This window comes from Phaeobacter sp. CC-HEC084, assembly GCF_059429255.1.
In genome coordinates this window covers 299,216-305,791 of sequence record NZ_JCAIJQ010000003.1, presented here as the reverse complement: position 1 = coordinate 305,791, position 6,576 = coordinate 299,216, and the positions used below count along the sequence as shown (strand labels likewise).

The window sequence follows — 6,576 nt, the reverse complement described above, 5'->3', positions numbered from 1 at the left end:
TCCGTCGTCAGAGTTTTTGGGCCAGTTGGCGGCCTGATCTAAGAGAGGGTCTGGCACATCTGGTTGGTCTGATTATGCGGCGGATCTTCGGTGAAGCAAGCGCCGGGTTTCGATAGTCTTTCGTTTGATCCTTTCTCGCTGTTGCAGGATGGTCTGACCGCGCCCGAAGTAGACGTCGGCCGGGGTGAGGTTCTGCAGGCTCTCGTGATAGCGCCGATGGTTGTAATGCTCGACGAAGGCGTCGACCTTCTGCCTGAGATCGCCGGGCAGATAGTAGTTTTCCAGCAGGATGCGGTTCTTCAGGGTCTGATGCCAGCGCTCGATCTTGCCCTGGGTTTGCGGGTGGTACGGGGCGCCGCGGATGTGATCCATCTGCCGATCTTCCAGCCATTCGGCCAGTTCGCCCGAGATGTAACTCGCCCCATTGTCACTGAGCAGTCGCGGTTTGTGCAGCACCGTCGCCTGGTCACAGCCTGAGGCTTGTAGGGCCAGGTCCAGGGTGTCGGTCACATCGCCCGCTTTCATCGTCGTGCAGAGCTTCCAGGCGATGATGTAACGGCTGAAGTCGTCGAGGATCGTCGAGAGATAGAACCAGCCCCAGCCGATAACCTTGAGATAGGTGAAGTCGGTCTGCCACAGCTGGTTCGGCCGGGTCGTCTTGTCCCGGAACTCATCGGCCGCCGACAGAACCACATAGGCCGGGCTGGTGATCAGATCGCAGGATTTGAGGATGCGATACACAGAAGCCTCTGACACAAAATACTTTTCCGTGTCGGTGAAGCGTATGGCCAACTCGCGTGGGGACAGGTCACTTTCCTGCAAGGCTAAATCCTTGATCTTCTCGCGAACCGGCCCAGGAATGCGGTTCCAGACCCGCGACGGCCTGGGGCGGCGGTCTTCCAGCGCCTCGGGACCACCGGCCAGATACCGGTCATACCAGCGATAGAAAGTGGTCCTGGGGATGCCCAGCTTGTCCAGCGTGCGTTTGGTCGGCAAATGGGACTGTTCGACCAGCCGGATAATCTCCAGCTTCTCGGATGCGGGATACCTCATTCGTCGTCGCCCCCATCCCCGAGCATGCTTTTTTTGAGCAGCCGTAGCTCCAGCGCCTGTTCTGCCACGACCTCCTTCAGATCACGGGCCTCACGGCGCAGAACCTTGACCTCGCTCGACGTCGCCGCACGCGCTGTGTCCCCAGCCAGCCGCTTCTTCCCAGCTTCGAGGAACTCCTTCGACCAGCTGTAATAGAGGCTCTGGGCAATACCCTCACGTCGACACAGCTCGGCAATGCTGTCCTCGCCCTTCAGGCCGTCCAGAACGATCCTGATCTTCTCTTCCGCAGAATATTGCTTGCGCGTGACCCGGCGGATGTCTTTGATGATCTTCTCGCCGTGGCTCTGCTTGCTTCCGGGTTTCTGTCTCATCTTCACTCCTTGGTGGTTACGATGAGCCAGAAACCCTCTCTTATCAAATCACCCTAAACTGTCCCATTGGTGCTGACGTCAGACAACGCCCGCCTCGGAGATGCTGGCATATTCGGCGAGGGCAAAGTCCGAGGGCGAGAGCGTGCCAAGCGCGTCGGCGCCCCCCACCACGGCCAGATATTCGTTGTAGAACTTTGAGATGTTGCGCACGTAGCCTTGGGTCTCGGCGAAGGGCGGCACGCCGCCAAATTCGATGACCCGGCCAGGGCCCGCGTTATAAGCCGCGAGCGCATGGGGGATATTGCCGAAACGGTTGAGCTGGGTCGTGATATAGCGCGCGCCGCCGCGGAGGTTGTCCTTCACATCATACCGGTCGACGCCGAGATCGGAAGCGGTGCCGGGCATGAGTTGGGTGAGGCCATAGGCCCCGACCGGGCTTTCGGCAGCGACGTTGAAGCGGCTCTCCTGCTTGATCAGGGCCTGGAAGAGGCAGCGCCACTGGGTGGCCGAGAGCCCGGCCCGGGCGACGCCGGGGGCGCCTGCGAACTCGCCGGCGACCTCGACGATCATCATCTCGACCGTCTCGCGGCCCTCGCCGAAGAGGCGGCTGTTCATCGGGCTTGGGTCGGTATTGGGATAGACAGCCGCCACCCCGAAATCCGCATTGCCCTCAAGCGCGCGGATATCGAAGCGGGAGTGGACAGAACATGGGGGTCATGCGGCGCGTTTTCTGTTTGCGACGGTCAGCCGACCATCGAGAACTGCGGCCCTTGTGACGGCTACTCGGTGAGCCCCTTTGGGCGACCACCGCATCCTTCTGCGCTTTCCCATGCGGGCATTGGCAATGTCATCGACTGATCCTTCGGCACGAGATGACGAGATGGGCAGCCCGTTACGGTACCGTCGGCCATAGTCGACAAGGGATTCCATGTTGTTCGCGAGATAGGTGTACAGTGTCCCGCATCGGGCCTGCACACGAGCGGCAGCGGTGCGGACAGCCAAAGGTTCTTCCGCAAGGCGGGTGCAATCGTGCATGAGCCCTTTCAGATAAGTTTCCGCGACCCGTGCTCTGCCATGCCACAGCCACCAGCGAAGGCTTTTCGCGGGGCGCTGGAACAGCACCGGAATTCCAGTGAATCCCGGTATCTGGACCAGACCCTGAACGGCGGCCTCGACATGTCGAATACGCATCGAGATGTGCCACCAGTCGAGGATATGCTTCACCTGGCCGTCGCCACCCATGGCATTCCGTATGAGGTTCGGGAGAGCAAGCTCGCCATCAGAGATTACCGTCAACAGACGGCCCGGCTTCCATCCAAAGTCTGACAGCTCTTCTCGCATCCGGCTGCCTGGCGATGCCGTCGCATTGGCGACCAAGCCAAATCGTCGGCACATATTGCGACTTTCAATCTTACCGACCACAAGATCCAGGTGTCGCTGCTGATACTCCGGTCGACAGCGGATATGCGCACCGTCCAGAAAAACCGTCAAACCCCCTTTGGGAAGTGCTTCAGCGGGATCGCCTGATGCCCTTCGACTTTTCTCGAGCCCCGCGGCTACTCTTCCCAACCGGTCACGCACCGTGGTGTGATGGGGCGGATGGCAGGGGAGGAAGCTTTTCATCAGCCGCGCGGCTTCGCGAAAGGAATGCCGGGACCCGAGTTCCGCATGGAGCCGCTGCAGCTCCGGGGTAGCCCGGTCAGGAAAGAAATAGGCCAGCGGAGAAATAGGTCCGCCGGGCATCGCCGCTGACCTGGCATCACACGAACAGCGGCGCAAGCGCGCGGCTTTGACCCGAACCCGCCCAAAGAGCGTGTCGAGATCGCGCGTGCGATAGTCATGAATGGCACGAACCGAGGCGCAATCCGGGCATACGCGGCTTTCTCGAATGATCTCATCGACCTGATCGTAAAGGATTACCCTCTGGATCTGTTCGAGGATCCTTTTCCCATCCTCGAGGCGCAGCCCGATCCCGTCTGGGCAGGTCACCCGGTATGGTCGAGAAATGCCGTCAAGCTGATGAGTGCGCTTCTCCCCGTTGTCGAAGGTAGTTTCGATTGTAATCCGTACGTCCATGGCAGCCCCCCATACAAAGAGCTTACCTTAGCACAGGCCAGATCACCGACGACGACCCCCATGTTCTGTCCACTCCCTTCCTCATGGCTTCGCGATATTCCCAGAGCGACACAGGCGGAATTTCCAGGTTTCGGTACCGAGCTTCGACGTATCGGTCATTATCCAGTTCGACCCAGATCACCGAGAGGTCGCGAGGGTCGTAGCGGACGACCACCTTTCCATCCCCGCGCCCGATGTGGCCTGCAAGCGCATCGGACCAGTACCGTATCTGGAACAGATGGATGCCGTCACGCCTGACCTTGCGCAGTTCACTTGGCAGAAAGCTCACCCGAAAGGCTTCAATCTCGAAGGGGATATCGCCCATCATTTGCTCTGAGAGCGCCTCCCATTTGGCAACGGGCGTGCAGCCAAGACTTGAATGAATGCTGTTGTTGTAGCGGCAGATTTCCAGAGCAAACCAGCGATCGAAGTCGCTTAAGGTCATCGTGGCCATGCCCTCGGCGTCATAGTCGCCCTTGGCCACGACCGAGGATTGCGTTGTTCCAGGCAACAGGTGCACGGCCCCCATCATCGTGCCGATCAATCGTTCGATGTGCCCTCCGAAATGAGGACTGCCTGGCGGCCGATAGACCAGATCGATCCCCCATTCCGCACATGCCGACCGAAAGGCATGCGACCGGAAATCGCGCCCGTTATCGACGTGGATGCTATGCGGTTTACCCTGCGCGGGCCAAGGAACATTGCGCACCAATTCCGCCAGAAGTTCCGCCTTGGGGGCCACAGCCTGTGTCAGGCAAAGCGCCACCGACAGACGCGAAGGTGCCTCGAGAGAGGTGTAATATCCGGTCACCATCCGCGTTGCGACGTCGATCGCCAGCGTGACCCAAGGCCGCCCAATTGGTTTGCGTTCAAAACTGTCGACGAGAATGATGTCCGCAGGCGTATGGTCGATTTGCACGACCTCCAGTGGCCGGTTTGCCTTGTTGTCGCCTACGACCGGCGCAAATTTCTGGCGGGCCGCCTTTGCGCCTTCGCGTGCCTTGGCAATTTCACGGGCATCCATTGCATCCAGCCTGCGCTGAACCGTCCGACGTGTCGGCGGTTGCAAGCCCTGCTGCCAGCACGCGCTTCGGATTTCTGTCACGATGCGCGACAGGCTTGGGCGTTCCCGCCGTAAGAAATAACGGCGAAGATGTTCTTCGATCACCGCTTCCACCTTGCCGGATATCAAGGTTGTACCAGTCGGGCGGCCCCGTTTCCGAGAAGCCAGCGCGCTGGTGCGCCCACCCTCTTCGGCCAGACGCTTTATCCAGCGCCAGACAGTCGCCCTGCTGACACCAAGCTCCCAAACGGCGTCATTGATGCCACTTTCCAGACTGCCAGTTCCTTTGAGATATGCCTGAACAAGCGGACGCAGAACGGCCGCCCTGCGCGCCTCCTCAGCACCAGCGGCAACGAAGTCTTCGCGATCATCATCCATCAATATTTGCCACACGAAGCTGCGAACCCTGTCTCAGGTTTAAGGGCAAAAATATCGGATTTAAAGGCAAAATATCATATTTAAGGGCAAAGCAAGGCCGTTGATTTCGTTGGATTTCTCATCTCACAATTAAGGGCTACGCGACACCAAGCCTTGGGAGTGGACAAAACATGGGGGTCATCTTCGTCGTTGCGGCCCGTGCTAAGGTGAGTTCTTTGCGTGTGGGGCTGCCATGGACGTACGGATTACAATCGAAACTACCTTCGACAACGGGGAGAAGCGCACTCATCAGCTTGACGGCATTTCACGACCCTACCGGGTGACCTGTCCAGACGGGATCGGGTTGCGCCTCGAGGATGGGAAGAGGGTTGTCGAACAGATTCAGCGGGCAATTCTTTGCGATCAGGTTGAGGAAATCATCCGAGAAAGCCGCGTATGCCCGGATTGCGCCTCGGTTCGTGCCATTCATGACTATCGCACGCGCGATCTCGACACGCTCTTTGGGCGGGTTCGGGTCAAAGCCGCGCGCTTGCGCCGCTGTTCGTGTGATGCCAGGTCAGCGGCGATGCCAGGCGGACCTATTTCTCCGCTGGCCTATTTCTTTCCTGACCGGGCTACCCCGGAGCTGCAGCGGCTCCATGCGGAACTCGGGTCCCGGCATTCCTTTCGCGAAGCCGCGCGGCTGATGAAAAGCTTCCTCCCCTGCCATCCGCCCCATCACACCACGGTGCGTGACCGGTTGGGAAGAGTAGCCGCGGGGCTCGAGAAAAGTCGAAGGGCATCAGGCGATCCCGCTGAAGCACTTCCCAAAGGGGGTTTGACGGTTTTTCTGGACGGTGCGCATATCCGCTGTCGACCGGAGTATCAGCAGCGACACCTGGATCTTGTGGTCGGTAAGATTGAAAGTCGCAATATGTGCCGACGATTTGGCTTGGTCGCCAATGCGACGGCATCGCCAGGCAGCCGGATGCGAGAAGAGCTGTCAGACTTTGGATGGAAGCCGGGCCGTCTGTTGACGGTAATCTCTGATGGCGAGCTTGCTCTCCCGAACCTCATACGGAATGCCATGGGTGGCGACGGCCAGGTGAAGCATATCCTCGACTGGTGGCACATCTCGATGCGTATTCGACATGTCGAGGCCGCCGTTCAGGGTCTGGTCCAGATACCGGGATTCACTGGAATTCCGGTGCTGTTCCAGCGCCCCGCGAAAAGCCTTCGCTGGTGGCTGTGGCATGGCAGAGCACGGGTCGCGGAAACTTATCTGAAAGGGCTCATGCACGATTGCACCCGCCTTGCGGAAGAACCTTTGGCTGTCCGCACCGCTGCCGCTCGTGTGCAGGCCCGATGCGGGACACTGTACACCTATCTCGCGAACAACATGGAATCCCTTGTCGACTATGGCCGACGGTACCGTAACGGGCTGCCCATCTCGTCATCTCGTGCCGAAGGATCAGTCGATGACATTGCCAATGCCCGCATGGGAAAGCGCAGAAGGATGCGGTGGTCGCCCAAAGGGGCTCACCGAGTAGCCGTCACAAGGGCCGCAGTTCTCGATGGTCGGCTGACCGTCGCAAACAGAAAACGCGCCGCATGACC

Annotated in this window: 4 protein-coding genes and 1 pseudogene; 1 reads left to right on the top strand and 4 read right to left on the bottom strand. The window is 59.5% G+C overall.

Annotation, left to right across the window (positions count from 1 at the left end; translation table 11 throughout):
- Window positions 1-72: 72 nt before the first annotated feature.
- The 4 genes and pseudogenes from AC5SSZ_RS13890 to AC5SSZ_RS13875 all read right to left on the bottom strand — a co-directional run bounded on the left by AC5SSZ_RS13890 (window position 73) and on the right by AC5SSZ_RS13875 (window position 4,980).
- A protein-coding gene (locus AC5SSZ_RS13890; RefSeq protein WP_154665125.1) for an IS3 family transposase occupies window positions 73-1,424 on the bottom strand; the annotation gives its coding sequence in 2 pieces (ribosomal slippage) (window positions 73-1,088 and window positions 1,088-1,424; 1,353 coding nt in all).
- 84 nt (window positions 1,425-1,508) lie between these two features.
- Window positions 1,509-2,111 (bottom strand): annotated as a pseudogene (locus AC5SSZ_RS13885) (lytic transglycosylase domain-containing protein); the annotation flags it as partial.
- 27 nt (window positions 2,112-2,138) lie between these two features.
- Window positions 2,139-3,500 (bottom strand): ISKra4 family transposase, encoded by a 1,362-nt coding sequence (locus AC5SSZ_RS13880; protein ID WP_027246198.1) that lies wholly within the window; start codon window positions 3,498-3,500, stop codon window positions 2,139-2,141.
- A 22-nt stretch (window positions 3,501-3,522) separates the two neighbouring features.
- Complete coding sequence (locus tag AC5SSZ_RS13875; RefSeq protein WP_495438380.1) at window positions 3,523-4,980, bottom strand: transposase; 1,458 nt, start codon at window positions 4,978-4,980, stop codon at window positions 3,523-3,525.
- A gap of 232 nt (window positions 4,981-5,212) precedes the next feature.
- Here AC5SSZ_RS13875 and AC5SSZ_RS13870 point away from each other — a divergent pair, with 232 nt between their 5' ends.
- The gene (locus AC5SSZ_RS13870) at window positions 5,213-6,574 is read left to right on the top strand and encodes an ISKra4 family transposase (protein WP_040182552.1); all 1,362 of its coding nucleotides are present in this window, start codon (window positions 5,213-5,215) and stop codon (window positions 6,572-6,574) included.
- The last annotated feature ends 2 nt before the right edge of the window (window positions 6,575-6,576 follow it).